Consider the following 24,558-nt stretch of genomic DNA (forward strand, 5'->3'; position numbering starts at 1 on the left):
TTTATTCCCCCAAAGCTTTAAATAACTCTAAAACACTTATATTACTGCAAGTTTTATCCTTTATATTTATAATTTCAACCTCATCTTCACAATTAATAGATACAAGCATACCTATTTTCTTATCCTTACAATAATCTATAATATTTTCTTTTTCTTTAATTAAGCTTATCTCAGCGTAATAGCCACAATCTCTAAGTTTATTTGCTAAGTTATAGGCTACATTTATATATTTTTCATCATATGAAATTAGGTATTTATCGCAAAACTCGTTACATATACTATCATCCTTCAGTGCACACATAATACTATCAATATTTATTCCAAACCCAGTGGCAGGAATATTCTGACCAAATTCAGATATTAAATTATCATATCTTCCTCCACTTAAAATATCAGTGCCTACTTTTCTGCTATAAGCTCTAAAAGTCATTCCTGTATAGTAATTGATATGTTGTACCATGCCTAAGTCTATGGATACAAATCTACTAAGACCAATTACATCTAACTTTTCATATATTTTAGCAATATTCTCAATAGCAAGAAGGGCATGTTTATTATCTGTAAAGTTTTTAGCTCTCTCAAGTACTTCAATCCCTCCGAAAAGTTCTGGTAGATTTTTTAGAGCCTCAGCATTCTTTCCTAACTTATCTTCATTTTCTTCTACAAATTCTCTTAATCTAGCAAAATTTTTATTTTCTACTAATTTTCTAAGTCTCTCAATTTCCTCTTCATCAAAAATTACATCTTCCACTAAAGATTTGAAAAACTCAGCTTGTCCCAACTCTATTTCAAAATCCTTAATCCCAATGGAAAGTAGTGCTGTAATAGCAGTTATAATAACTTCTGAGTCTGCTTTCAAGCTGTCACTTCCTAGTATTTCAATCCCAGATTGAGTTATTTCACTAAATTTTCCTCCCCAGGATTCATTCATCATAAATATGTTGCCGCTATAACATATTCTTACTGGATGAGGTGCTTCCTTAAGCTTTGTAGCAGCAATCCTAGCTATGGGAGTCGTCATATCAGGTCTCAAAACCAATATCCTGCCAGTATTATCAAATAGCTTATACATCTTCTCCTGTTCTATAGACAGGTTGTCTAAATGAAACACATCGTAAAACTCCAATGTAGGGGTGGACACCTCTTCAAAACCACTTCTTAAATAAAGACTTCTCAGCCTATTAATTGTATTAATTTTTTTACTACATTCCTCAAACAACAAGTCCTTTGTGCCTTCAGGTATATATCTTTTCCAATTAGTCAAATTTACACCTTCTTTACTTTATTGATTTATCACTTTATCGCTTTATCTTATTAAATTATTAAGATAATAACATCCCTTAAAGCTTCTGTCAATATATTTAGTAAAATTAATAGTGAATTTTCAAATTTTATAAATAATATATAAAAAAGTGACTATCTCAAAATAAATTTTGAAATAGTCACTTTTTAAGTATTTCACATGATAAGTTTACTTATCATAAATCTTATTTATTGTTATTTTCAAATTCTTCAGTCGTTGTTTCTTCAAGTTTTAGCTTTAACTGATTATTTTCCTCTTCCAGCAATGTTATCGTTTTTAATGAACTTTTGATTTTAGATTTAAGTTTAATCCACCTAACAATACTAAGCATCATTACAGTAGCAGCACCAAAAATTGCTGATATAAATATAACAAGTGCCTGTGACATAGATAAGTCCATCAATAAAAAGTTTATGTTTACAGTTTCTGCATTTTGCAAAGCAAAAATTGCCACTATAAGCGCAAATATAAGGGATAAAATAAATCGCCAATCCATACAAATAACCACCTATCTCAAATAATTCGAGTATTTATCTTAATTATATATTGATATATATATTATAACATTAACCTCTATTGTTTCCAATATATTGATATAGATTTTGAAATTTCCTCAAATTTTTTAGGATGTATTCATATAGAATACATCCTTTTAGGTGAATTATTGAAACTATTAATAAGTTGTTTATTAAAAACTGCTTATATTTCTAAAATAAATAGCTTTTGTGGGACACTTTTCAATAGTATTATTTATACTTTCCGCATTATCCGTATTTTGTAATTGAATATTTTCATTTATTAATTTTGCTTTTTTATCACATATTATAAAAGTATCTGGAGATAATTTTGTACATAAACCACAACCTATACAATATTGAGATTTAATAGCTAAAACTGCATTTTCATTAGCTTGCTTCTCTTCTTCATGTAATAAGTCTTCTTTTTTAACTACTTTAGACATAATATAGGCCATTATAAATATTGAAGTTGTTGTTAATATCCATCTTATAGCCATGAACTTAGCTCCTAAGAACTTTACTTCATTTGCCAGCATTGGTACTTTGATTACAGCCCAAGCACTTAGTATAACTACTATATTCGAAGTACTAGCCCCCTTTTTCAGTAGCATCTTACAAACTGGAAAAGCTGCATAAATTGGTCCTGCTGAAAAGCTTCCTAAAAGAAAGGAAAAAATTGTACCTTTAATCCCTGAATTTTCTCCAAAACTATTCTCTATGGCCTTCCTTGGTACCCAAGCCTCTATAAGGGAAGTTAATATAAATATCACAGGCATAATTTCAAGCATTTCTATTATATAGTACATACTATTTTTACTTGACTGAATTGCTTTGTCAGGCATAGTTCCTAAAAGAAATAAGTAAATCGTAATAGCTAGAAATAGTAATTTATTTCTTCTTACTCTCTTAATAGCCTTCACATTAACACCCCCATAACAAGGGCTATAATTATTGCAAATCCAAAGCTTAAGAAGTTTCTAACTGCTGTAAATTTAAACCCAAACTCTTGCTTTTCAAGGGGAAATGTTACAACACCTACCATAGTTAAAGTACTAAGAAAAGCAACCGCTGGTACTATATTAAGTCCTGCATCAGTAAGAGAACCAACTAAAGGGAACGCAACAAAGGCGGGTATTAAAGTTATGCTGCCTACTGCTGCTGAAGCTATAGTGGATATTAAAACATTAGTTTTTCCCATAACACTATTAATAGTTTCAGGAGGGATAAAGGTTAACATTAATCCTATTAGAAGCAATATTCCTATTATTTCTCCTACCATAGTTTTCATCATACCTCTAGCCATTTTCATAGAATTTAAAGTTTTATTTTTATCTTTAATTACTGATACTATGAAAGCAGTACCAGTAACGGCCCAAAGGAATAATGTAAGAATATCCATTTTTATCTTCCTCCATAATATCTTGGATTAGGAGATTTAATTACAAATACCTCCAGAACATCATCATCAAAATTATTTACATTCATCTTTACGTTATAAGGTATATTTACAATTTGTCCTTCACTGTATTTGTGAGATTCTTGTTCACCAAGCTTTAATGTCAAATTACCTCTTATTACTACCATATACACATTGGAGTTTGAATAATGTTCTGGTAAACCTGTTCCTTTAGTAAAAACCATATGGTTTAGCGCTAAATTTTCATCATCAATAAGTTTTTCAACTACCTTTTCTTTTAATCTTTTAAATTCATAAATCTTTTCTAACATAAAAATTCCCCTTTCATAGTTCATGTATTTATATTATAATTTTTATAAATATAATAAAAGTAACTATGGTTACTAATTATAGGAGAATATTTATGAATATTAGAGACTTTATTCATATAATTAAGCATACAAATTTATTTAATACCATCTCTTCTGAAGAATTAGTTCAATTATTTACTAGCCCAAATTATGAAATTAAAGAATATAACAAAAACAAAGTTATTTACTTGCAAAATGAAAAGTGCACTACTTTAGATATTATTTTAAAAGGAAGTATTATCGTTCAAAAAATTGATACTAACGGGAATGTGCTTACTATATCTACATTCTCAACTGGAGATGTAATAGGAGGAAACTTAATCTTTGCAAATACTAATACTTATCCTATGACAGTAGCATCAAGATCTTCTTGTATAATTCTTCATATTAACAAGGACTTGATACTTGAGCTTTGCCAGAAGAATAGGAATTTTCTAATTGAATTTATTAAATCTATTTCTGATAAAACTATAATATTAACAAACAAAATTAAGTCTATAAGCATGAAGACTATAAGACAGTGTATATTAGACTTTTTAACCTATGAATATTATATTCAAAAGACATCAAAAATCATTTTACCAGTATCAAAAAAAGATTTAGCTGAAAGAATTGGAGTGCAACGTCCTTCACTTTTAAGAGAATTAAATAAAATGCGACGTGATGGTTTAATAGAATATGATGCGCACTCTATAACCATAAAAGATGTTGAATTTATTAAAAAAAATTAATGTAGTACTATATTCAAATTTAAAATAATTGTATTTGATAAAGCAAAAATGCCTAATGGAAATTGAGCTCCACTAGGCATTTTATTATTTTATTTTCCTATCTCATTATATCCAATAGATGTTTTAGGACAAGCTACTGCACATTTTGAGCACTGAATGCAATCTGGATGACTTAAAACATCACCTTTATAATCATAAGGAGATATTCCCATAGGGCACTTTTTTTCACATATCTTACAATTCACACAAGTGTTAGACACTTCTAACACCTTTTTTTTATCTTTTATGAAGTAAGATATTAATGCTGCTATGCTTCCCATAGGACAAAAATGGCACCAAGTTCTATGACTATAGAAAAATGATAACACTATTCCAATCAAGGTAGTAATTACTATAATTCTATAAAATACCATACCAATTCCAGCTGGGTTCCCCCAATTATTTTTAACACCTAGGCCAAACACAGTAAACATAAATATAAGTACAAGTACTCTAAAACAAACTGATTTTAGTAATTTTGGAACTTCCCTTTTCTTACTGAATTTTGACATGACATTATCATAGAAGTTTCCTCTAGGGCATAGATTCCCACACCAAAACCTTCCTCTAAAGACTGAAACAATAATAGGTGCAATCATACAAACAATAGCTGTCATACCTATTCTAAAATCAAATAAGCTTACAATGGTAAATATAATTAAAAGCATATATGAATGTTTCTTCCATAGTTTAAATAAATTTCTCATACCCATCCCTCCAATACTTTATACCCCCATGGGGTATATAAGAAATATTATATAGGTTTTTATTAATATGTCAAGCATATATTTAATTTTTATGTTATTATACAACTAAAATATATACTTATATCGTAATATTATAATATATAGATTTTGTTTAATTGTGACTCATTCTTTGAATATATTCCATAAAAAATAGGATAGCTAAATTTTAGCCATCCTATTTTTAAATGTTATTTAACAACTTCATTACTAGGTACTGCTATGCAGCCCCTGCCCTGTCCGTTTCCCATCATTCCACGGCCTTGACCTCTTCCTTTTCCCTGTCCTACTCCTTGTTTTTCACCAAAATTTCCAGTACAGCTTTGTATGTTTGCATTTAAATTTGCTTTTAACGTTTCTCCTTCTTCTTTTGTGATTGTTCCCTTCTCAACAGCACTATCTATTAACTTAGTTTTTTCTTCAAGTAATAAACTCTTTAACTCATCTTCAGTCATTCCTTTTTCAGCTGCTAAATCATAAAGTGTTTTTCCTGAATTTTTTGCATTTGTTATATCACTATCTGTTAGGCCTAACTTATTCTTAAGGATGTTAGATACATAATCATATCCTCTCATAGAAGTTATTCTTCCAAGGCCTAATCTTTGCGCTGATGTAACTGTAGTATCATTTGAAGCAGCATAGGCTGTTGCTCCCACTCCTATAGACATAGTAAGTACTAAAGCAGCTATAACATTTCTTTTTTTCATTTTCTATTCCTCCAATTTTAATTTTAGTTACCACATCTGTGGTATAGCTTTATAATAACGAATCTTTTTGTTTAAATAGTGTTGTAATTGTGATAGATTTGCAAAAGTTTTATAGTTAAATTTCACAAATCTATCACATTTACTACAATAATTAGCCAAATATATAAAATATAATTATAATTATATTTATATTATTATAAGGCGATTAAATTAAGTGATGCAAAATTATAGGAGGCTAACATGACAAATAAAATACTTATAGCGGAAGATGAAACTAAACTTTCTGAAGTAATGGCTCTATATTTAAAAAAAGAACATTATGATGTAACCTGTACATCAGAAGGAAAATCAGCAGAAGAGCTAATTAATGCTCATAACTTTGACTTAATAATTCTCGATATTATGCTTCCAGGTAAAGATGGATGGGCTTTACTTAGAAAAATCAAATCATTAGGTAACACTCCTGTTATACTGACAACAGCAAGAGGTGAAGAAGATGACAGGATTTTTGGTCTAGAATTAGGTGCCGACGACTATATGGTTAAGCCTATTAGTATGAGAGAATTAGTTCTTCGTGTAAAACTTAGAATTAACGGTAAGATAACTAAAAATAAATCTTTGAAATTTGATAATTTAACAATATTAGAAGAAAGTCATGAAGTATTACAAGATAGTGCACTAGTAAATCTAACCCCTAAGGAATTTGATCTTTTGTTATTTTTAAGTAAAAATACAGGTCAGGTGTTTAGTAGAGAGCAATTATTAAGTTCGGTATGGGGATATGATTTTATAGGTGATTCACGAACAATTGATACTCATATTAAAAAACTTAGAGAAAAGCTAAAATTTTGTGAAGCTCACCTTATAACAGTATGGGGTGTTGGATATAAGTTAGTAGCGTCAGGAGAATCGCTATGGATAAAATAACACGTAAACTTATAAAATACTTTATATCTATAATTGCTTTAATCATTGCAATATGCCTTATAGTAAGCAGCATTTTTTTATCTAGGTTTTATCTTAAACAGCAATATGATAGTTTGGAGGCTTCAGCTAAAGATATATATAGTTCCTTAAAAAATAATGAGGAAATAGATAATTCGAGTATTACTGCAATACTTATTCAAGATAATAATATAGTCGCTTTGACTCAAGGTAAAATGGGTATGATGCCATTTTTGCGTTCAGCAAGCGATAACAACTTTAAAATAAAAGGAATATTTAAAAATGCTATGAACGCTGAATTTCTATATTATAAACTACAAACTGATATAGGAGATATCATAGTCTTTCAAAGTAATAAGTACTCATCAGACTATTTAAATATAGTTTATATTGTTTTATTTTTTATATTTATTTTTTCAGTGCTGCTATCTATACCGCTAATATCCTATATAGGCAAAAAATTTACAAAACCTATATTAAAATTAGAAAAGGTTGCTTCTTCAATATCTAATGGCAATTTTGACGTAGACTGTAGTGTTGGAACTAATGACGAAATTCAGACTTTATCTATAAGCCTAAATCAAATGGCTATTGACTTAAAAAAGAAATATCAACTACAAAGGGATTTTGTAGCTAATGTATCCCATGACTTCAAAACACCTTTAAGTGTAATTAGAAGTTACAGTGAGGCTATTAGTGATGGATTAGTAGATGAAGAAAATTTAGAAAGATATTCAGAAGAAATAATAATTGAAGTAGATAGACTAAATACTTTAGTTATGGATTTACTTCAGCTTTCTAAGCTTCAAGATGGTGTGTATTCTCTTGATAAACATTTTTTTAATTTACCTAATTTCATTAATGAGTGCGTTAACTACTTTAAAGCAATAATAACTGAAAAGAATATATCTATTGTTAGCTCTACTCTACCTTTAGAAATATGTGCAGATAAAAAATATCTTCAAAGAGTTTTATATAATTTTATTGATAATGCAGTTAAATTTAGCACTGAAAATAGCAAAATTGAAATCTTTACTTCAGAATTAAATAACTATATAAAGCTATCAATAAAAGACTATGGGATAGGCATAGAAAATGATTTATTAGAAGATATTTGGGATAAATATTATAAAAATTCTCAAAGTGGCGGCATGGGATTAGGTCTTGCAATTTGTAAAGAAATATTAAAAATGCATGATTTTAAATATGGTGTTACTAGCTCTCATGAATCTGGAACAGAATTTTATTTTCTTATACCCAAAGATAATACACGCACTTTAACATATTCTTAACATGTTTTATATATAATTGATATTAAGCTTTAGGCATTTAAACTTCAAATGAAAGAAGGTGATTATTTGAACAACGTTTCGCTGATACTAGCTTTCTCTGCAGGGTTATTATCATTTCTTTCGCCATGTGTTCTGCCCCTTGTTCCAGCTTATATAAGTTACATAACGGGTACAAGTATTGGTGATCCTGAAAGTAAAAAATCTAATATATACGTTCTTTATAAATCTATAGGATTTATTATTGGCTTCTCTATTATATTCATCATAATGGGAGCTTCCATTACTTCAATTGGAAAAGTTTTTATAAAGAATCAGTCTATTTTTAGAAAAATATCAGGGGTTTTAATATTTATTTTTGGTTTGCACACTACAGGTATTTTTAAAATCAAGTTATTTTACCGTGAAAAAAGACTTTTATCTTTTAAAAATACCAGTGGCGCTTTTGGTTCTGTTTTAATGGGTATGGCTTTTGCTGCAGGATGGACTCCATGTGTTGGTCCAATTTTATCCTCTATTCTTGTTTATGCAAGCAGTATGGAAACTATAAGTAGAGGTATTGTACTGCTAGTTTTTTATTCATTAGGTCTTGCAGTTCCATTTATTTTAACAGCACTTGCAATTGAAAATTTATCATCAAAAATAAGCAGATTAGGAAAACATTTAAATTTAATTTCTATAATAAGCGGATTACTTATGATTCTAATGGGAATCTTAATCTTTACAAATAAAATGGGTATATTAAGTCAATATCTTAATTTCATTAACTTTTAATGGATAGGAGAAATTTCAATGAAAAAAATAACTATAATATTAGTATTATTACTTCTCATAGGTGGTTCAGTATATACGGTATATAACTATAATAAATCTCAAGTTAGTAATCCCAATAATATCATTAATACTGAAACTAATTCCTCTGATAAAAAACAAAATGACAATTTTAAAAATGAAACTGCTCTGAAAGTATCTAAAACTAAAGCAATGGATTTTAAATTAAAGGACTTAACTGGAAAAGAGGTTTCATTAAGTGATTATAAAGGTAAAAAGGTGTTTTTAAACTTTTGGGCAACTTGGTGTTCACCTTGCAAGGCTGAAATGCCTGAAATGGAAAAACTTTATCAGGAAACAAAGAATTCTGATTTAGTCATATTAGCTGTAAACTTAGATGAAGAAAAAGATACTGTCCAGAAGTTTATTAATAGCAACAAATATAACTTTCCAGTGCTATTAGATACAGGTAATATTGTTGCAGGTAAATATGAAGTTGTTTCAATTCCTACATCATTTTTTATTGATGAAGAAGGAAATATAGTCGATAAACATATTGGTGCTATGACTATAGAAGATATGAAAAATTATATAAATAATATAAAGTAAAATTAGCAAAATTAATAGCACACAAAGACTTGATTTGTATCAGTGTTTGTGTGCTATGATTATTTGTTCTAAAATAATCATATGTATTTATTTTATGTTTAATTTCTTAAAATAACCAATATTGGTATATTAAATCAAACTACGTTTTGTTGAATAAAATTTGCAAAATATCTAATAATAATATTGAACATTGAGTAAAGGAGGTAATAGTTATGCCAAAGAATGAAAGTATAGGATGTATAGTTACTGAATGTAAATTCCATAGCAATGACGGACAGTATTGTGCATTAAATCAAATTAAAGTTACAAAGCACAACGGTGAAGCTAATAAAGTTGAACATACTGATTGTGGAAGCTTTGAAGCTAAAAATAATATCTAAAAAGTAGAAGTAGTCTGTGTACTCTGAAATAGGGATATGATAAAATATATTTCTTAGGAGTTTACACAGACTATTATACTATTTTTACATACTTATAACTCCTTAATTTTTGTATAACGAGGTATATTATGAAAAGCAGTAAATTTTCAATACAAGAGTATTTAATCAATGTTCTTAATTTCATGGGACAAGGACTTTTTGCTTCTCTTATTATAGGTTTAATACTTAAACAAGTTGGAGAAAAATTAGGACTTCCTTTACTAATCCAATTTGGAAAAGTTGCTCAACTTATGATGGGCCCTGCCATTGGCGCGGCTGTAGCTTATGGAGTAAAAGCTCCTATTTTAGCTATATTTTCTTCTATTATTACTGGAGCACTTGGTGCACAAACTCTTAAATTAACAAACTTAGGTACATATTCTATAAATGTAGGTGAACCTGTAGGAGCTTTATTTGCAGCACTTATTGGGGCTGAATTTGGGAAACTTATTCATGATAAAACAAAGTTAAATATAATCTTAGTCCCTGCAACAACTATTATTACTGGAGGCCTTATTAGTACTTTTATAAGTCCTTTTATGTCATCCTTAATGAGCTCACTTGGATATATGATTAACTATGCAACGGAACTTCAACCAGTTCCAATGGGAATTTTGGTTTCTACAATAATGGGAATGGTATTGACTCTTCCAATTAGTAGTGCTGCACTTGCAATTTCTCTAAAACTTGATGGCTTGGCTGCTGGTGCAGCTACAGTTGGCTGCTGTGCTCAAATGATCGGATTTGCCATTTCAAGCTATAGAGAAAATAAATTGGGTGGATTAATTGCTCAAGGTCTTGGCACATCCATGCTTCAAGTTCCAAACATCATTAAAAATCCTCTTATATGGATACCTCCTACTTTAACAAGCGCAATACTTGGTCCCATTGCTTCTTCAATATTTAAAATGAGAAATAATTCAATGGGTGCTGGCATGGGAACTAGTGGATTGGTGGGTCAATTTGCAACTATAGAAGTTATGGGGATAAACTCTTTATGGTTAATACTTATTATGCATATAGTTGTTCCTGCAGTTATGAGTTTACTTATTTCAGAGTTTATGCGTAAAAAAGGATTGATTAAGTATGGTGATATGAAGTTAGATTTGTAACATTATAGTTAGCTTCATGTATTTGTATAAGGTCAGCTCTATTATATAAAACACAAAAGGAGTCTTAGCTTTTTACAACTAAGACTCTCTTATTTTATTCTATAAATTTATTCAATTTATCATTTTCGGTATTTTTATTATCACAACAACTTCCCTTTTTATTACCACGCATCATCATTACCATCATTCCAACCATCATCAATGGACATATAAATGGCGCAATTATTGCAAGCAATCCAGCTGCACCTGGGCTAAATTTTGTTATAAATGGCAGTAATCCTATAATAACTATTGGCAAACCACAGCAAAGAATCATGTGCAGTATGTGTTTTAACATACTATGTTTTTGATTTCCTCCATTATCTCCATGACATTTCATAATTACCCCTCCAATATACTTTTAATAATTTTAAAGTATTTATATTATGATTACATTTTATGTTATTTATATAAAGAACATATGAAGAAAACCATATTTTTATATATTATATTTCTTCACAATTCCACCATAATTGATTTATATAATTAACATATGAAATTAATATTAAAGGAGGACTTTATATATGTTTTGTGGTGGTTTTGGAGGATATGGTATTGGTTCTTCAGGTACTATAGGACTTGGATGGATGCTATTATCTATGGGATTTAGATTGATAATATTCGTTGGTATGATAGTACTGATTTTTAAACTTTTTAAAAGTTATAACAATAAGTCAAGTAATGCAATAAAAATACTCAATGAAAAGTTTGCTAATGGAGAAATTAGTGAAGAAGAATACTTGAAAAGAAGAACAATACTTTCACAAAAGAACTAGGGAGTTTAACTCTCTAGTTCTTTTATTGAAATTTTTTATTTATTCTTTTTATTGTATAACCCTTCTTGCAGTAATATAATCTGACCTATCATAAGGCGATATTTTAACTACATCCCCTGTTCTTGGAGCATGAATATACATACCATTCCCAACGTATATTCCCATATGCGTTGGACTTCCTCCCTTTCCATAGAAAACTAAATCTCCAGGCTGAAGTTCACTTCTTGAAACGGCATAACCATTTTTAATTTGATCATAAGTAGTTCTTCCAACAGTTATTCCAAAATGCCTGTACACATATTGGGTAAACCCAGAACAATCAAAACCTGCTGGTGTTGTACCTCCCCATAAGTAAGGTGTTCCTAAAAAATTAGAAGCATAGGCCACTACTGCATTACCAGATACTGATGTATTTCCTCTAGAAGGTGCATTTGTTGATGTTTCAGTAGGTTTTTCAGAAGCAGATATAACTTCTCTAGAAGCTGTATCTGCTGGTGTTGAATTTGTTACTGTTTCGGTTTGTTTTTTAGAAACAGATACTGACTCCCTAGAAGCTGTATATGTTTGTGTTGAATTTCTCATTGCATCAATTTGTATTAATGTTTGATTTATCCTTGCTTGTGTTTCATTCACTGCTGAAGCATATAATTTCTCTTGTTTCTTTGCTTCTTCAATTAACTTACTTTGCTTACTTTTATCCTTTTCAAGTTTATTCATCTTTTCATTATTATCGTTATTTAGAGATACTAACTTATTGTTTTGCTTATTTAATTCTTCTTTATTATTATTTAATTGTTCCTGTTTCAATTTAATGCTTTCAGTAATTTTTTTATCTAAGTTTATAATACCCTTTAAAGTTTCTATTCTTGAGAAAAAATCACTAAAATCTTTTGCTTCAAGCAGTACATCTAAGTAGCTGCTTGATCCTTTTACATAAATTACCCTTACTCTTTTATTAAATAATTCTTTTTCCTTTTTTATATCTTCTTCTGTTTGTTTCAGTTCCTGCTCTGTGATTTTAATATTTTCCTGTATTTTACTCATTTGTTTCTTATTTTCTTGCATTTTATCCATTACTTCTTCAATTTGATTGTCTAAGTTCTCTATATTTTGTTCTATTTCAAATCTTTTATCTTGTGCCTTTTTAAACGCATTTTTATCCGTCTGCAGCTGGTTTCTTTGCCTATTGATTTGTTCAGATGTTGGTGCTGCAAGAACCGGTTTATGTAAAGTAAATGCCATTCCAAGCATTAGCATTAAGCATATTAATCTCTTTTTCATCGTCTTCCTCCAAGCTGAAATATACAAGTACAATATTATTTTTTAATCGTTCCTTTTGATTCACTACAACCACCACAGCCGCATCCGCCTGAAACTTTACCTTTAAACTTACTATATATTGTGTAAATCGCAAAAACTACTACTATGGAAGCAACTAGTATTTCAATCATATGGTTATTCACCTCCTCCATTATTTGTTATAATTATGTGCTCTAAATTATATAAATTTTTTATGTAGTCCGTATGAAGATGAAGAAAAAAATCATAAGCAGTATTACTTTTGTATTTCTACACAATTCCTTCATAATCAATTTATATAATTTGCTGTGGAAGTCTATACTAAAAGAAAAGTCATACCATCAAATACTAGGAAACTATACATCCTAGTGTTTTAGATATATAAAATGTAATAAAATTATATTTATAATTTTTAGAGGTGATAAACATGAATAATGATGAATTTAAAATACTAGTTGTAGATGATGAAGAAAATATATTGAATGTAGTTAAAGCTTATCTAGAAAAGGATGGATTTAGGGTAGTTACTGCAATAGACGGTGAGGCAGCTCTTAATATATTTAATATGGAGATAATTCATCTTCTAGTTTTAGATTTAATGCTTCCTAAGTTATCTGGTGAGGAAGTATGTAGTAAAATAAGAGCTGCCTCTACTGTGCCTATCATAATGCTTACTGCTAAGGCGGATGAAGATGAAAGAATAGAAGGAATATCTATCGGTGCAGATGATTACTTAACCAAACCTTTTAGTGCTCGTGAGTTAGTAGTGAGGGTAAGAGCTTTACTTAGAAGATCTTACAAAGATTCACTCCCTCTTGCTGATATTTTAAACTTTAATAATGGAGATTTAGAAGTTGATATTAAAAAGATGATCATTAAAAAGCAAGGAGATGTTGTAAGTCTAACAACAAATGAATTTAAAATATTGAAAGTATTACTTGCAAATCCAGAAACAGTATTCTCAAGAGAACACTTAGTAGAAAAAGCTTTCGGAATTGACTATGAAGGCTATGATAGAACAATAGATACTCATATCAAAAACATTCGACATAAAATAGAGGATAATCCTAAAGAGCCAAAATATATAATAACTATTTACGGAATGGGCTATAAGTTTATCCCGAGTTTTACTGAGGTGAAAAGATGAAACTCTCTTTAATGAAGAAACTTTCCTTAGGATTTCTTTTAGCAGTACTAGGATCTATTATTTTAACGAGTCTTATATCAAATTATGCAGTAGGAAAAGAATTTCAAAAGTATTTAGTTGATGAACATAAAGTAAAAATAGATAATATAATAACCATTGTTGAGGACTTATATAATGAGCAAAATAGTTTTACAAATATAAATGAATCAGAACTACAAAGATATGCAGAGATGCAGGAATTGTATATTGAAATAAAAGACTCAGTTAACAATACTGTATATTCTTCAGGTAGTGCTCATTTGTATCATAAAAGCATGATGCAAAATATGATGGGTTCTAATATGCATAATTTTTCAGGAATGAATACTGGTGAATATACTGAAAATAAATACACCTTGCTTTCTAATAATAAGAAGGACATCGGTACGATAACCGTTGGTTACTTTGGAACTTCATATCTATCTTCTGGTTCTGTTACTTTTATAAACACGTTAAATAATTCTTTTATTATTGCTGCTTTTATAGCTCTAATTTTTGGATTTATAATTAGCATAATTATATCTAGGCAGCTTTCTAAACCTTTGCTTAAAATAACTAAAACAGCAAATGAGATGCGAGCTGGAAATCTTGAATCTCGAGCTTTCATCAAGACAAATACTAAGGAGTTGGATGAACTTTTGAATTCAATAAATTATTTAGCAGAATCGCTAAGTAAGCAAGATATGCTCAGAAAAAGATTAACATCAGACATGTCTCATGAATTAAGAACACCACTTACTACATTAAAAACCTATGTTGAAGCGTTTATTGATGGCATATGGGAACCTACTACTGAAAGGCTTGAAGTCTTCTATGAAGAAATTCAAAGATTAATAAAACTTGTAGATAATCTTCGTAATTTAGCTAAACTTGAGCAGGTAGATCTTAACTTAAATAAGAGTAATATTAATTTATCAAATGAATTAGAAAAAATTTTAGATACTTTTAAGCCTCTATATATAAAAAAAGATTATAAATTAGTTTCCAATATGTCTCCTGATGTAAAAGTAACTATGGATAAAGATAAGTTTAAGCAAATAGTAAATAACCTTCTTTTAAATGCTTATAATCATTTAAATCCTAATGGAGCAGTTGAGGTAACGTTAAAGAAAGAAAAACAAAATATTATCATAAAAGTTATTGATAATGGTATAGGTATTCCTGAAAAAGACTTGCCTTATATATTTGAGAGGTTTTATAGAAGTGATTTATCCCGCACTAAAAATACAGGAGGTTCAGGTATAGGACTTACAATTACAAAATCCTTTGTTGAAGCTCATGGTGGGAAAATATATGTTGAAAGTAAGTTGGATGAAGGAACTACTTTTACTATTGAGTTTCCCAATATTTTATCTTCTTAAAAAAATAAGCCTGATAATTAAATAGTCAGGCTTACTTTTTTTATATTCTCACTATTATTACATGTTTACCATTCTTCTACACTCATTGTCACATTGTCTGCACAAGTCTGGCAATGCTCATCTTTAAACATTTCACACTCCTTAAAATAAATTTTATTTCGATACTTATTATCTACTTTACTCTTAAATTATTATGCCAATTTTTCACACTATCTTCATATTCATTTTTTATAATGGTAAATGTACATAAGAAAATTTTATACATGGGGGTCATAAAATGTATTCACCAGTTTACACACATCAAATTGAAACAAGAAAAAAAAGAACCTATAAATTATTTCAAATATTATTTTCTTTAACATTTAGTTTGTTTATTATTGCTTCAGCAGTAAAATTCACATTGATGTTTAAACCTTTATACTATTTCGATATTCAACACTTAAATATAGTAGATCATTCAAACTTTAGTAAAGATGAAATAGTAAAAAATTATGATTATGTTATTGATTATTTGTTAAGTTCAAAGAAGCAGGACTTTAAACTGCCATCGATTCCATATTCAAAATATGGACAAATTCACTTTAAAGATGTCAAAAGAATTTTCACTTCTATTGATATTTTGCTAATTATAACTGGACTTATTAGTGCTATAGGATTATTAATTACTCTTAAACATAAAAAATTTGACTTTCTAAAACAAACATCTTCCATATTAATAATACTACCAATAGTACTTGTAACAGCTTTTCTGATAAATTTTGATGCTGCTTTTACTATATTTCATAAGATATTTTTTAGAAATGATTACTGGATATTTGATCCTGACTTGGATCCCATCATAAAGATACTCCCTGAAGAATTTTTCTTTCACTCTGCACTATTAATTGTAATTGTAATAATTTTAAGCATCATAGTCTTAAAATTGCTTTATAGTAAATTTAGTAAATTAACATATTAAAAGTGAATTTATTTTCCCAAATATAATTCATACAAATGATGAAGAGAAGTCTGTTCTTCCATCCAGACTTCTCTTTATTATTTTAAATAAATAAAAGTATTATAAGCTTCTATTCATCATTCCATTAGGGGCTACATTGTTATTCGTACTTCTATTTTCATTAGTATTTCCATTTGAGCCATGACAAGCTTCTGCTCCCCCCATTGAATTATGCATTTCAATCATTCCTTCTCTTCCTATGCTCTCCATCATATTAGCCATATTTTCATTTCCACTTTTTTTTATTATATCAATCATCTTTTGAAAATCTTCTTCTGTAATATTATTCATAAAATCATCCATAGCTTTATAGTTGCCCTTTTCTACTTCATTAGCGATGTTCTCATAGCCATTTTTTTTCATTATATCCACCATATCATTATTTATCTCATTTCTGTCTTGACTAACCACTTTGGAAATTTCAGTTTTAAAAGGCTTGTTAACTACTACTTGACTGTCCTTTTCTTTTGCATAAGCTAATGAAGTTACTCCTAAGGCAAGTACTGCTGCAGTTGTTAATAACATTATTTTTTTCATAATTATTTATCTCTCCTTTAACTCTTCGTTTAACTTCATTTTATATTGTGATTGTGAAGGAATTATGAAAGTATATAATATCTGTACAGATTAATTTCTTCATACCTTCTACATAATTTGATAATATAATATGTATATAGAAAGTTAATCCATAAGAAGTCATTATAATAAATAATACAGTAAATTCCCCAATTTACTGTATCCCTATCATAAAATAGGAGTCTGTTCCGCCAAACAGACTCCTATTTTAATTTGCTTTTATCTATTTTCTACTTTCTATGACATCTCTCATTTTCCTATATTGCTCTTCATCAATTTCGCATCTTATATACTCTGCACATCTTAGCAAATGTACTATATTCCTATAAGTGTTTCTCCATGCTTTCTACATATTTTATTAATATAATATAACTAGTGAAAGGAGGTTGAAAGTTATGATGTTTCTACCAATGGTTACTTTACTTATTTTCATGTTTCTTTATTTAAATCCTTTTGAGAATCAAAATAATCTAAGTTGCAGCAAAGTTAGACAATCAAATAAAGCCTTGGATATTTTAGATAGAAGATTTGCTGACGGGAAAATAAGTAGAGATGAATACCTAAGGATAAGATCCTTGCTAAAATGATTATAAATTTATAACTGTAATATATTTAAAACATGCATATAGATAACATTCAAAACTCATTCCGATTATTTTTCAACATGCTAATAAAGGGATGCACTAAAACAGTGCATCCCTTTATATTATTTAAAGACATATCAGCATGTATTATTTTCTTTATAATAATGTAACATAAAATATCACTTCAACATATAATTGGAATAGATAGTATCTTTAGGAGGATAAAATGTACAATAATATAAAAGAGGTTTGTCCCCTTACATCAAATACCACAAGAGTTTGTAGCTCTACTTCTGTGGATACATCAGTTGGTGTATCTAAAATTGTTTTTACACATATGAAGCCTAACGCTGTAATTTTAGTTAATAAAAATGAAGTTTTTGATGCAATAGCCGCTGCGCCATTAGTTCATATGCCTATCGATGCTTCCATTTTATTTACTGATGGCAATAGGTTAAGCAAGGAAACATTAATTGAAATAAGACGTTTATGCCATAAAGGATACAAAGGAATACATGTAATATTGGTTGGTAATATTTCCAATAACATAGCTATAGAACTAAATCATTATGGTTTAAAAACCTATCGTGTATCTGGCCGTAACGCCTATGAAACTGCATGTAAAATACCTAATTTAAGAAAGCATTTTGAAAATATACTCATAGTCTCCGGTGAAAATTTTTCTGAGGGCATAATGACTCCTTATTGGAGTGCTCATCATGGTGATCCAATACTTTATGTAAAGAAGGATAGTATTCCAGATTGCACAATAGAATCTATCAAAAAAATACATGATATTAATGTTTATATTGTAGGTTCAACAAAAACTATATCAAAGGCTGTTGAAAAAGATTTAGGTAAGCTAGATAATATAAAAAACTTAACTAGAATTGATGGTGAAAATCCTTACCAGATTGCAGTGAATTTTGCTAAATACAAGGATTCTAAAACTGAATTTGGTTGGGGTAGAAATTATGTAGATGGTCATGCCTTTACCTTTGGCACCCTAAATCATCCTATGGATACATTAGCTGGGATGCTTTTTGCTCATATGGGTAAGCATACACCTCTTCTTTTAATAGGTGATAATGCTGTACCTCCTGTAGTAGAAAAGTATATAAAGTCAATTAAACCTATTCCACCAAAAGATATGCCTCGTCCTCCATTTATGCATGGATTTATTTTAGGTGATACATCACATATTACTTATACTGCACAAGTTAAAATTGAAAATATCCTTTCTATTGACCATGAAATGATGGAAATGGGAAATATGAGTCATCATACTAATGAAGCTGAGAATTTGTCACATACAAAGATTACATGCAGATTTTGCGACATAACAGACATACTTGATTAAAAAAATAAACATCAGAACTAGAGGTGTAACCTCTTAGTTATGATGTTTATTTATATTGATAATTTTATTTACAATGCTTTAATTATTGACTTAAATAAGTATCTCGCACTTTTTCTAAATCTGCAGTATTTAAGTTATCCACTACTTCAATTATTCCTAAAATGAAATCCTCTTTAACTATTGCATATCCACCAACTTTTTTCGGACTAAATTCTATCTCATTTATACCCTTTTTAGCATTAAATGAAGTAATTTCATCTCCTGTAGTTGCATCTACAATGAGATATTTACCTTCAACATTATCAAAGTCATTTAAATCAAAGGTTAGCTTAGTTTTAGCAGTATTTCCTGTAACAACTATTAATGGCTGCAATTCATAACCAATACCTCTGAATTTTGCACTTTGGTAGTTTCCAAGAGCTGAAGCTTTATTAATTAATGTATCAGTTGGAACCTTTGAGATATCATTACCATAAATGCTTTGTGCTGAAGATGCCCCTTCAGAATCCTCATCTAAAGGAACTGCACAGCAGCTTGGACCTGTGCTTGGAGGTGGAATGGAAGCATCAGTTTTTGATGTATCAACTGTTTCAAGATTATCTACAACCTTTATTACTCCCCTTATCATTCCCATCCAGCAGCTAAAATTTATATCCTTATCTCCTGGAGTAAATTCTACAATATTTTCACCTTTTTTAATTTTTTGTTCAACTCCTACAGATGATGCTACAATAGCATTATTACAAGAATTTAATTGTTCACCATTAATTACCCACTTTACCGGCATTCCCTTTTGTACATAAAATGCATTAGGAGTGTATCCATTGTTGTTTGCAGTCATCCTTATAACCTGCACTCCATTTTCAACAGTAGCTTTAGCTATATTCCCACTAGCTGAAGCTGAAGAACCTCCTCCAAGTAAGCTTTGTACTTTACTAGCTACCATTGGCATTGGATTAATATTTACACCTGCTAGTGCAAAGCCTCTATTTCCCATAATAAATCCAAGAACTATAATAAGAACACCACTAAATTTAAGAATTTTCTTTGTGTAACCTTTACTTAAAAGCCCTGAAACAGCGCCAAATGTAAGCATTAGTGGTACCGTTCCAATTGCAAACATGAACATTGATAAAGCACCTTTTGTAGCACTTCCTGTTCCTAACGCAAAAAGTTGCATAGTTTGAAGGGGACCACAAGGCATAAGTCCATTTAAAATTCCTACTACAAGAGGAGAAGCAGACTTATTTTTACTTTTGCATGATATGTGAGGTAGTTTAATATTAAACTTTCTAAATGCGCTAAACCCAGCCATATTAAATCCCATCATAATCATAAATATACCAGCAAATATTTGAAGCCCTGCTTTTGCAGTAATCGAAATAGAAAATACAGATCCTAGTGCACCAATTATTCCACCTAAAATAGTATAAGATAGAACTCTTCCTAAATTATATAGAAGTGCTGGCTGTATAGCTTCAAATTTATTATTGCTTTCTTTTGATAAGCTCTGCGAAAGCATAATTCCACCACACATACCTACACAGTGAATTGAAGTAAGAACTCCAACTACAAAAAGAACTGCATAAGAAGCATTGGTAAGTTTTGACTCCATATCAAAACCACTTGTTTTCATACCAAGCATAATTACAGCTGCTACTATTATAAAAACTCCCATGAATTTATAGTCATTAGAGCTTTCTGTACTGTAACCAGCACTTTTGATAGCAGATTTAATTTTATTTGAATCACAAAGTTCATCATCATATTCAACTTTAGCAAATTGCCCCACATAACTTGCTTTTACATTTAATATTCCATCCAATTTTTTAATGGCTTTTTCTACTCTGTTTTCACAAGATGCACAGGTCATATCATACACCTTATACTTTTCTCTTACAATACTCATAAATTCCCTCCTAGTATGTATTCATAATATAAAGTAACTCTTACTTTATATTTCATAACGCTAAAATAAATTACTATTTTGTTTTTAACATATCAAATTCATTTTAAAACTTGAGATTATTTTATGAGTATAGTATATAGAAAATATATGTTGATTGTATGAAGACAAGAAACTATAAAGAAGCTTTGGTAAAATTAATTACTAAAGCTTCTTTATTATATTTTATAATACTTCTATTCCTACAACCTCATATCCTGCATCTTCTATAGCAAATTTTATATCTTCATCTTTTACCTCTATAGATGCCTCAATTATTGCTGTTTTATCATCTAAATTCACATCTACACTAGTCACTTCGTTAAGTTCTTTTAATGCCTCCTTAACATGATTAACACAATGTCCACAGCTCATTCCTTCAACTAATATTTTCTTTTTCATTTTTAATTCCTCCTAAAAATATATATTTAAATGTTTTAATCCAACTTAATAGGAAACTCCTTCTCGTTCCTCGAATGAGTACTCGAAGAGTAAGCGACCATCACCAAATTAAAAATTTGGGATGTCTGCTTAACTGACTCACATCAAATCATAGATTTGAGTTCCCTACTTAGCTGGCTTAAATCCCTTTAATCTTAAAGCATTAGCCAGTACTGATACGGAACTAAGACTCATAGCAGCTGCCGCAATGATAGGATTTAAAAGTGGTCCACCAAAGATATACAGTATTCCCATTGCTACAGGTATACCTAAAGTATTGTATCCAAATGCCCAAAACAAGTTTTCTTTAATATTTAATATAGTTTTCTTACTTAATTGTATTGCAGTTGGTACATCCATCAAGTCACTCCTCATAAGAACTATATCTGCTGATTCCATAGCTACATCTGTACCTGAACCTATAGCTATACCAATATCTGCTTGCGCTAGTGCTGGAGCATCGTTTATACCATCACCAACCATAGCAACCTTCTTACCTTCAGCTTGAAGCTTCTTAACTTCATTAGCCTTATCTTGAGGAAGAACTTCTGCTAGTATTCTATCTATTCCAACTTGCTTAGCTATGGCTTCTGCTGTTCGTTTATTATCTCCTGTTATCATTGCTACTTCAATTCCCATTTCATGAAGCTTTTCTATTGCTTTTTTACTGTTTTCTTTAACAGTATCTGCTACAGCAATGATACCTACCATCTTTCCATCAATACTCACATACATTGGAGTCTTACCCTCTCCAGCTAGCTTATGAGAAGTTTCCTCTAGATTTTCCAAGGATATATTACTTTCCACCATAAGTTTTCTGTTTCCAAGTAAAATATCTTTTCCATCTATTTTAACTTCAATTCCATGACCAGGAATGGCCTTAAAGAAATCAAGTTTCTTAAATTCTAGTCCCTTTTCCTCAGCACCTTTTACAATAGCCTCGCCAAGAGGATGCTCTGATCCCTTTTCTGCTGATGCAGCTAATTGCAATAAATAATCCTGTGTTATATCATTTGTAACAACTACATCTGTAACCTTTGGCTTACCTTCTGTAATGGTACCAGTTTTATCAAATACTATTGTTTTTACTTTATGAGCAGTTTCTAAAGCAGCACCACTCTTTATTAGTACACCATATTCCGCACCTTTTCCCGTTCCAACCATTATTGCTGTTGGAGTTGCAAGGCCTAGCGCACAAGGACAAGCAATTACCAGAACTGATATAAATATAGTAAGAGCAAACACCCCTGTTTCACCAGACATATACCAAGCAAAAGCTGAAATAACTGCAATCACCATAACTACTGGAACAAAATAACCTGAAATTATATCAGCTAATTTGGCAATTGGCGCCTTAGAGCCCTGTGCATCTTCTACTAGCTTTATAATTTGAGCTAAAGCTGTATCTTTACCAACCTTTGTGGCTCTATATTTTATAGTACCATTCTTATTAATACTTGCACCGATAATTTTATCTCCAATATTTTTTTCTACAGGTATACTTTCTCCTGTTAACATAGATTCATCTACTGAAGTAATTCCTTCTACAACTTCTCCATCTACAGGCATCTTTTCTCCTGGCTTAACTACAATTATATCTCCTACTTCAACTTCTTCTATAGGAGTTTCAATTTCTTTTCCATCTCTAATAATAGTAGCTGTTTTAGGAGCAAGTCCCATAAGCTTTTTTATAGCCTCAGAGGTTTTTCCTTTAGTAACTGACTCTAAATATTTTCCAAGTGTAATAAGTGTTATAATAACTGCTGCTGATTCAAAGTATAAATCATATGCATAATCTACATTACCACCAAAAATCTGTACTATAGCAAATATACCGTATAAGAATGCCGCGCTGGTACCTAATGCAATTAAAGAATCCATGTTAGGACTTCTCCTAAATAAAGATTTGAATCCTACTGTAAAGAATTTATAGCCCGCAGCCATAACAGGCATAACGAGTACTAACTGTACTATAGCAAAGGTTCTAGGATTTACCATAGGGTCTATAACTTCTGGCAGTTTAAATCCAATAGGCTCACCAAACATATGACCCATAGTTATAACAAGTAATGGTACTGAAAATATTGCTGCTATAACAAACTTTTGCCATAATAACTTTATTTCTTTTTCTTTTCTCTCTTTATCTGCATCTACATTAGTTTCTTCTTCTATAGCTTTGTAACCTTCCTTTTCTATTACTTTTCTTATATCTGAAACTCTAACCTTTGAAGAATCATAACTTATATTTAAATTTTCTGTTGCAAAATTTACATTAGATTCTATAACACCATCTAATTTTTTTGTTACTCTTTCTACTGTTTTTGCACAAGCTGCACAAGTCATTCCCTGAATCTTTAATGTCTTTGTACTAGATTCAGTTTTAGCTTTGAATCCTGCCTTTTCAACAGCTGCTTGAATATCTTCAATTGATACCTTGTTTTCATCAAAGTCAACATTTAATTTTTCTGTAGCAAAGTTTACATTTGCATCATTAACACCTTGCAGCTTTTTAGATGCTCTTTCTACAGCCTTAGCACAAGCAGCACAGGTCATTCCTTCTATTTTAAGAACTTTATTCAATATCTTCACCTCTTTTTAATTACTTATTGTTGGTATCAGTTCCTTTTGTATCATTGTTAGATTTATTTAAATCGCAACAATCTAATTTGCCATTACCAAAAGATTTGCTATTTTGATCTGCAATTTTTTTTATAAGATTTTTGAAAAAGTTTTTCATATCATACATCTCCTTTAATATTACTTTTGAATGAGTTTTTCTAAGATGCCTATTATTTCATCAACTTTTTCTTCTCCGCTGTCATGTATAAATGCATGTTTTACACAATGGTTTAAGTGTTGTTTTAATATCAGCATATTTGCCCTCTTTAATAAAGCTTGGGAAGCTATTATTTGATTAGATATATCTACACAGTATCTGTCTTGCTCCAGCATCTTTATAATCCCTTCAATTTGACCCTTTGCAGTTTTTAATGATGCTAAAGCTTTCATTTTCTCTTGATTCATTATTTTCCTCCTTTCGA

At 29.9% G+C, this 24,558-nt stretch carries 29 protein-coding genes; 13 read left to right on the forward strand and 16 right to left on the reverse strand.

Going from position 1 to position 24,558, the window contains the following annotated elements; genetic code table 11:
- Position 1: 1 nt before the first annotated feature.
- From JOC70_RS02910 to JOC70_RS02930, 5 genes are all read right to left on the reverse strand, one after another.
- Positions 2–1,264, reverse strand: coding sequence for an ATP phosphoribosyltransferase regulatory subunit (locus JOC70_RS02910; protein WP_204597389.1), 1,263 nt, complete (start codon positions 1,262–1,264; stop codon positions 2–4).
- 223 nt (positions 1,265–1,487) lie between these two features.
- The gene (locus JOC70_RS02915; RefSeq protein ID WP_204597390.1) at positions 1,488–1,799 is read right to left on the reverse strand and encodes a LapA family protein; all 312 of its coding nucleotides are present in this window, start codon (positions 1,797–1,799) and stop codon (positions 1,488–1,490) included.
- A gap of 192 nt (positions 1,800–1,991) precedes the next feature.
- On the reverse strand, positions 1,992–2,741 hold the full coding sequence (locus JOC70_RS02920; protein WP_341534847.1) for a permease: 750 nt from the start codon (positions 2,739–2,741) through the stop codon (positions 1,992–1,994).
- The gene (locus JOC70_RS02925; protein ID WP_204597391.1) at positions 2,738–3,220 is read right to left on the reverse strand and encodes a permease; all 483 of its coding nucleotides are present in this window, start codon (positions 3,218–3,220) and stop codon (positions 2,738–2,740) included. The genes JOC70_RS02920 and JOC70_RS02925 overlap by 4 nt, the downstream gene beginning before the upstream one ends.
- Positions 3,221–3,222: 2 nt before the next feature.
- Positions 3,223–3,549, reverse strand: coding sequence for a cupin domain-containing protein (locus JOC70_RS02930; protein ID WP_204597392.1), 327 nt, complete (start codon positions 3,547–3,549; stop codon positions 3,223–3,225).
- A gap of 92 nt (positions 3,550–3,641) precedes the next feature.
- Between JOC70_RS02930 and JOC70_RS02935 the strand changes: the two genes are divergently transcribed.
- Positions 3,642–4,319 (forward strand): Crp/Fnr family transcriptional regulator, encoded by a 678-nt coding sequence (locus JOC70_RS02935; protein ID WP_204597393.1) that lies wholly within the window; start codon positions 3,642–3,644, stop codon positions 4,317–4,319.
- A gap of 89 nt (positions 4,320–4,408) precedes the next feature.
- Here the strand turns inward: JOC70_RS02935 and JOC70_RS02940 are convergent, their stop codons facing one another.
- Together JOC70_RS02940 and JOC70_RS02945 are read right to left on the reverse strand one after the other, a co-directional pair.
- Positions 4,409–5,065, reverse strand: coding sequence for a 4Fe-4S binding protein (locus JOC70_RS02940; RefSeq protein ID WP_204597394.1), 657 nt, complete (start codon positions 5,063–5,065; stop codon positions 4,409–4,411).
- A gap of 227 nt (positions 5,066–5,292) precedes the next feature.
- Positions 5,293–5,808 (reverse strand): hypothetical protein, encoded by a 516-nt coding sequence (locus JOC70_RS02945; RefSeq protein WP_204597395.1) that lies wholly within the window; start codon positions 5,806–5,808, stop codon positions 5,293–5,295.
- A 240-nt stretch (positions 5,809–6,048) separates the two neighbouring features.
- Between JOC70_RS02945 and JOC70_RS02950 the strand changes: the two genes are divergently transcribed.
- The 6 genes from JOC70_RS02950 to JOC70_RS02975 all read left to right on the forward strand — a co-directional run bounded on the left by JOC70_RS02950 (position 6,049) and on the right by JOC70_RS02975 (position 10,953).
- On the forward strand, positions 6,049–6,735 hold the full coding sequence (locus tag JOC70_RS02950) for a response regulator transcription factor (RefSeq protein ID WP_204597396.1): 687 nt from the start codon (positions 6,049–6,051) through the stop codon (positions 6,733–6,735).
- A complete protein-coding gene (locus JOC70_RS02955) occupies positions 6,723–8,045 on the forward strand; it encodes a HAMP domain-containing sensor histidine kinase (protein ID WP_204597397.1) in 1,323 nt (440 codons plus the stop codon). Before JOC70_RS02950 ends, JOC70_RS02955 begins: the two co-directional genes overlap by 13 nt.
- A gap of 66 nt (positions 8,046–8,111) precedes the next feature.
- A complete protein-coding gene (locus JOC70_RS02960; RefSeq protein ID WP_204597398.1) occupies positions 8,112–8,816 on the forward strand; it encodes a cytochrome c biogenesis CcdA family protein in 705 nt (234 codons plus the stop codon).
- 18 nt (positions 8,817–8,834) lie between these two features.
- Positions 8,835–9,422, forward strand: a complete 588-nt coding sequence (locus tag JOC70_RS02965; protein WP_204597399.1) for a redoxin domain-containing protein — start codon at positions 8,835–8,837, stop codon at positions 9,420–9,422.
- A gap of 212 nt (positions 9,423–9,634) precedes the next feature.
- Positions 9,635–9,802: a DUF1540 domain-containing protein gene (locus JOC70_RS02970; protein WP_081957114.1), complete on the forward strand. Its 168-nt coding sequence runs from the start codon at positions 9,635–9,637 to the stop codon at positions 9,800–9,802.
- Between the two features lie 128 nt (positions 9,803–9,930).
- The gene (locus JOC70_RS02975) at positions 9,931–10,953 is read left to right on the forward strand and encodes a PTS sugar transporter subunit IIC (protein WP_204597400.1); all 1,023 of its coding nucleotides are present in this window, start codon (positions 9,931–9,933) and stop codon (positions 10,951–10,953) included.
- Positions 10,954–11,047: 94 nt separating this feature from the next.
- Here the strand turns inward: JOC70_RS02975 and JOC70_RS02980 are convergent, their stop codons facing one another.
- Entirely contained in the window at positions 11,048–11,332 is a 285-nt protein-coding gene (locus JOC70_RS02980) for a hypothetical protein (RefSeq protein ID WP_204597401.1), read from the reverse strand.
- Positions 11,333–11,516: 184 nt separating this feature from the next.
- On the opposite strand from JOC70_RS02980, the gene JOC70_RS02985 reads away from it, so the two are divergent.
- Positions 11,517–11,768, forward strand: coding sequence for an SHOCT domain-containing protein (locus JOC70_RS02985; RefSeq protein WP_204597402.1), 252 nt, complete (start codon positions 11,517–11,519; stop codon positions 11,766–11,768).
- A 48-nt stretch (positions 11,769–11,816) separates the two neighbouring features.
- On the opposite strand, the gene JOC70_RS02990 is transcribed toward JOC70_RS02985, so the two are convergent.
- Both JOC70_RS02990 and JOC70_RS02995 read right to left on the reverse strand, forming a co-directional pair.
- The gene (locus JOC70_RS02990) at positions 11,817–13,049 is read right to left on the reverse strand and encodes a C40 family peptidase (RefSeq protein ID WP_204597403.1); all 1,233 of its coding nucleotides are present in this window, start codon (positions 13,047–13,049) and stop codon (positions 11,817–11,819) included.
- A gap of 35 nt (positions 13,050–13,084) precedes the next feature.
- Positions 13,085–13,219, reverse strand: a complete 135-nt coding sequence (locus JOC70_RS02995; RefSeq protein ID WP_204597404.1) for a FeoB-associated Cys-rich membrane protein — start codon at positions 13,217–13,219, stop codon at positions 13,085–13,087.
- Between the two features lie 275 nt (positions 13,220–13,494).
- Here JOC70_RS02995 and JOC70_RS03000 point away from each other — a divergent pair, with 275 nt between their 5' ends.
- From JOC70_RS03000 to JOC70_RS03010, 3 genes are all read left to right on the forward strand, one after another.
- Entirely contained in the window at positions 13,495–14,214 is a 720-nt protein-coding gene (locus JOC70_RS03000; protein WP_204597405.1) for a response regulator transcription factor, read from the forward strand.
- Positions 14,211–15,614, forward strand: a complete 1,404-nt coding sequence (locus JOC70_RS03005; protein WP_204597406.1) for a sensor histidine kinase — start codon at positions 14,211–14,213, stop codon at positions 15,612–15,614. Before JOC70_RS03000 ends, JOC70_RS03005 begins: the two co-directional genes overlap by 4 nt.
- 277 nt (positions 15,615–15,891) lie before the next feature.
- Positions 15,892–16,572, forward strand: a complete 681-nt coding sequence (locus JOC70_RS03010; protein WP_204597407.1) for a TIGR01906 family membrane protein — start codon at positions 15,892–15,894, stop codon at positions 16,570–16,572.
- Positions 16,573–16,671: 99 nt separating this feature from the next.
- On the opposite strand, the gene JOC70_RS03015 is transcribed toward JOC70_RS03010, so the two are convergent.
- Positions 16,672–17,148, reverse strand: a complete 477-nt coding sequence (locus tag JOC70_RS03015; RefSeq protein ID WP_204597408.1) for a hypothetical protein — start codon at positions 17,146–17,148, stop codon at positions 16,672–16,674.
- 434 nt (positions 17,149–17,582) lie between these two features.
- On the opposite strand from JOC70_RS03015, the gene JOC70_RS03020 reads away from it, so the two are divergent.
- Positions 17,583–17,774 (forward strand): SHOCT domain-containing protein, encoded by a 192-nt coding sequence (locus JOC70_RS03020; protein WP_204597409.1) that lies wholly within the window; start codon positions 17,583–17,585, stop codon positions 17,772–17,774.
- 223 nt (positions 17,775–17,997) lie between these two features.
- Positions 17,998–19,131 (forward strand): cell wall-binding repeat-containing protein, encoded by a 1,134-nt coding sequence (locus JOC70_RS03025; protein ID WP_204597410.1) that lies wholly within the window; start codon positions 17,998–18,000, stop codon positions 19,129–19,131.
- An 82-nt stretch (positions 19,132–19,213) separates the two neighbouring features.
- On the opposite strand, the gene JOC70_RS03030 is transcribed toward JOC70_RS03025, so the two are convergent.
- The 5 genes from JOC70_RS03030 to JOC70_RS03050 form a co-directional block, all read right to left on the reverse strand.
- Positions 19,214–21,040 (reverse strand): urease accessory protein UreH domain-containing protein, encoded by a 1,827-nt coding sequence (locus JOC70_RS03030; protein ID WP_204597411.1) that lies wholly within the window; start codon positions 21,038–21,040, stop codon positions 19,214–19,216.
- 222 nt (positions 21,041–21,262) lie between these two features.
- Positions 21,263–21,478 carry a heavy-metal-associated domain-containing protein gene (locus JOC70_RS03035; RefSeq protein ID WP_204597412.1) on the reverse strand — a complete coding sequence of 72 codons (216 nt, stop codon included), beginning with the start codon at positions 21,476–21,478 and terminating at the stop codon, positions 21,263–21,265.
- 165 nt (positions 21,479–21,643) lie between these two features.
- Positions 21,644–24,100, reverse strand: coding sequence for a heavy metal translocating P-type ATPase (locus tag JOC70_RS03040; RefSeq protein WP_204597820.1), 2,457 nt, complete (start codon positions 24,098–24,100; stop codon positions 21,644–21,646).
- Between the two features lie 16 nt (positions 24,101–24,116).
- Positions 24,117–24,254, reverse strand: coding sequence for an LDCC motif putative metal-binding protein (locus JOC70_RS03045; RefSeq protein ID WP_204597413.1), 138 nt, complete (start codon positions 24,252–24,254; stop codon positions 24,117–24,119).
- Between the two features lie 20 nt (positions 24,255–24,274).
- On the reverse strand, positions 24,275–24,541 hold the full coding sequence (locus JOC70_RS03050; protein WP_204597414.1) for a metal-sensing transcriptional repressor: 267 nt from the start codon (positions 24,539–24,541) through the stop codon (positions 24,275–24,277).
- Positions 24,542–24,558 lie beyond the last annotated feature (17 nt).

The organism is Clostridium pascui (assembly GCF_016908015.1).
Classification (GTDB): Bacteria; Bacillota; Clostridia; order Clostridiales; family Clostridiaceae; genus Clostridium_AK; species Clostridium_AK pascui.